This window comes from Rodentibacter sp. Ppn85, from assembly GCF_001999335.1.
Lineage (GTDB): Bacteria > Pseudomonadota > Gammaproteobacteria > Enterobacterales > Pasteurellaceae > Rodentibacter.
The window spans coordinates 1-3,358 of sequence record NZ_MLHS01000097.1; the positions used below are offsets into that span (position 1 = coordinate 1).

Annotated in this window: 3 protein-coding genes and 1 pseudogene; all 4 read right to left on the reverse strand. The window is 40.0% G+C overall.

Annotated elements, in window-relative coordinates; translation table 11 throughout:
• Window positions 1-392, reverse strand: a 392-nt coding sequence (locus tag BKL51_RS11490; RefSeq protein ID WP_143530634.1) for a hypothetical protein, incomplete at its 3' end; no start/stop codon positions are given.
• Window positions 389-892, reverse strand: a complete 504-nt coding sequence (locus BKL51_RS11835) for a restriction endonuclease subunit S (protein WP_143530636.1) — start codon at window positions 890-892, stop codon at window positions 389-391. The genes BKL51_RS11490 and BKL51_RS11835, both read right to left, overlap by 4 nt.
• 3 nt (window positions 893-895) lie before the next feature.
• Entirely contained in the window at window positions 896-1,693 is a 798-nt protein-coding gene (locus BKL51_RS11840) for a restriction endonuclease subunit S (RefSeq protein WP_143530638.1), read from the reverse strand.
• Window positions 1,686-3,358: pseudogene (locus BKL51_RS11500) on the reverse strand (type I restriction-modification system subunit M); the annotation flags it as partial. The gene BKL51_RS11840 and the pseudogene BKL51_RS11500, both read right to left, overlap by 8 nt.

Consider the following 3,358-nt stretch of genomic DNA (forward strand, 5'->3'; position numbering starts at 1 on the left):
TTTTTATAAGATTCTTTTAATTCATTAAAAATATTATCATTTTCTATAATAAAATCTTTAATTTCTGAAAAGCCATTTTGATAGAATATTTTCTCTATTTCTAATAGTTTATTTTCTATGTCATTGATTTTATCATCATCTAGGTCAAATTCATCACTGTTCACCCAGAATGGGCTAGAACCATAAATTTTTCTGATTCCGATTAGAATATTATTTATTTCTTTTAAATCATCATCAGGTATTTTTGATAAAAATGTTCTAAGAAACCCTCTATTAATCTCTGCACATCTTTTCTCAAAAGCTTTATTGAAATTTCTTTTTATTCTTAAAAGATCAGATTGACACGCTTGCCAATTACTATAGATCTCTTTTACTAATTTTTCATTATTCATACCTTAATCTCCCCATTCAGTAACTTAGGTAGTAATTTATCTCTAATTTTAGTTAAAAAAGAATTTTCTATATCATTCATAGCAATTTTAGAAAAACTCTCTTTTACTATTTGTCCAAATAATTCTGTTAGCTCTACATTTGGAACAACAATTTCTTTAATTAAAAAATCAGGAAAATGTCCTTTATATTCAGTAAATTCTTGTTTTCCGTATGTAGCTAAATAAGTCCAATAAATATCTGTTTCTTCCCCCCTGAAAGCGAAAACATTTTGAATAGTACTAAAATCATAACAAATTAACCTCATATAGCAAGTATGATTAGCAAAAACAATGGCGGGCTTTTCTATGCTTGCTATTACTCCTGCTTTATCGTTGTGGTAGCCAATAATGCCTGATTTCCCTTGGTCTAAAACAGGGACTAAGCCCTCTGGAAAAGTTGTTTTTTGGCTGTATTTTTTGCCTACGGGGATTTTCTTGATAACATCTTCGATCTTTTTCACTCCCTACCCCCTCGGCACGTCCCCAAATCCTTCAACTTCTTCAAACTCACTTGGGAAGGTGGCGGCGAGTTGTTGAAGTTGGTGGTATTGGTCGGGGTTTTCGGTTTGCAAGCGGTCGAGTTCGGCGGCATTTTTGCCGGAAATCACACTCATTGCGGCACGTTCTGCCTGTGCGGGTGTTAAGCCGTCCGCAAGGGCAGTGGCTTTGGCTCGCACGGGGTCGAAATCAATAAACCAACTTTTAAATATCGCTTGGGTGATATTTTCTAGGGTTTGGTTGATTTGAGTGTTGAGTTCGATTTTTTCATCTAATGTCTTTAACTTATCTATAATTTTATTTTGAATATCAATAGATAATTTAGGGATTTTTACTTTCTTTAAATCTTTTAAGTTAATAACTTTTTGTACAGAGCCTAAAGAAAAGGAATTTAACTGTTTTTTTCCATTAGGAGATATTAGATAATACATAATAAAATATGGATTAAATGAATTGTTTGGTCTAATTAGTCCAACTTGTCTAGCAATATTAAAGCCAATAAACTCTTTAGTTGTTACTGCAACTTCACCAGGATTTCCAACTAATGAAATTAATACTTCATTTCCTTTTAATAAAGTTCTTCTATATTTATTGCTAACTTCATTTGATATGGTTCTTAACTGTTCAAATAGAATTTTTCCATTTGAAATATCTCCTCCCCGAATAAATTTTATTCCATTTAAAACCTCTTCCCCTGGTTGAACAACACCATAAGAAATTGGTGTTCCATCGGTAATATTAGATAATTCAATTTGATTACTCATACCCCAATCCCCCTAAATTCGCCTTAATCTTCGCTTCCAATTCCGCACTTTGCTTAAATTGCTCATTTAAAAGAGCGGTCAGATTTTGCATTTTTTCTGCAAAAGGTATGCCGTCATCTTCTTGTTCAGCGGTGCCGACATAGCGTCCGGGGGTGAGGACGTAATCGCTTTTGGCTATGTCGTCCAAGGTTGCCGAGTAGCAGTAGGCGGCTTGGTCTTGGTAGCCGTCCGCTTTTTGCCAACTGTGGTAGGTTTGGGCAATTTTGGCAATATCGTCAGGGGTGAAATCCCGCAAGACACGGTCTTTCATATAGCCGATTTGGCGGGCGTCAATAAAGAGTACTTCGCCTTTGCGGGCTTTGGCTTTGTTTAAAATCCAGATACACGCAGGGATTTGGGTGTTAGTAAACAGTTGAGAGGGGAGGGCAACCATTGCTTAGACCAAGTCGGCTCGGAGGATATTTTTGCGGATTTCCCCTTCGTTATTGGTGTTGCTCGACATTGAGCCGTTGGCAAGCAGCAGTGCCATTCTGCCTTTAGGCGAGAGGTGGTAGATCATATGTTGCAGCCACGCAAAGTTGGCGTTGCCCGCCGGCGGTGTGCCGTATTGCCAACGGGGATCTTGGGCAAGGCTTTCACTCCACCATTCCTTCATATTGAACGGCGGATTTGCCATTATAAAATCCATTTTTTTGTCGAGATGTTGCGGATTGGTGAAGGTGTCGGCATTTTGGTTGCCGAAGTCAAACTCAATGCCTCGAATTGCCATATTCATTGCCGCAAGCTGCCAAGTGGTCGGGTTGTATTCTTGCCCGTAGATAGCGATATTTTTATTGCGGTGGCTATATGGTGTTTTATCTTGATGACTTTCGATAAAGCGTTCCGTTTGCACAAAGAAACCGCCTGACCCCATTGCAGGGTCGTAAATTCTGCCCTCGTAAGGTTCAAGCATTTCCACAATCAGGGTTACGATCGATTTTGGGGTGAAGTATTGCCCACCCTTTTTGCCTTCGGCAAGGGCGAATTGCCCAAGGAAATATTCGTAAACGTGGCCGAGAATATCTTTAGCGGCGAGGTGGACGGGTTTGCCGTCAAAGGTCGGTTGGCTAAAGTGTGTATCGGAAAAGAGATCGACTAAGCCGATTAGGGTGTCCGCTTGGACTTTATAGCCGGCGATACGTTGAATTTTGCCTTTGAGTTTGGGGTTGTCTTGCTCAATGGCTTCAAAGGCGGCATCAATCAAATTGGCAACACCGCTAAATTTTGCACCCCACGGCAGTTCATCGCCGATATTGTATTGTGCAACGGCTTTGATGTTATCCCAGCGTGCCGCTTCGGGTACCCAGAAGATGTTATCTTGGGTGTAGTAGTCCCGTTCTTCGAGTTCGTTGTTGAGGTCTTACTCGCTATAAATAGCTGGGTCGAGATAGAGTTCTGATTGCGGATCGGCAAAAAGGGTGGTCAGTTTTCGGCGTTGTTCAAGGAAGCTGTCGGAAACGTATTTGAGGAAGATAAAGCCTAAAACGATGTGTTTGTAGTTGGCGGCGTCCAGTTGTTGGCGGAGGCGGTCTGCAGCAGACCAAAGTTTTTGATCCAAATTATTAAGAAAGGCTTGCTGTGTTAGCGCATTACTGTCACAATCTTGGTGACTTCTGACTTCTGACT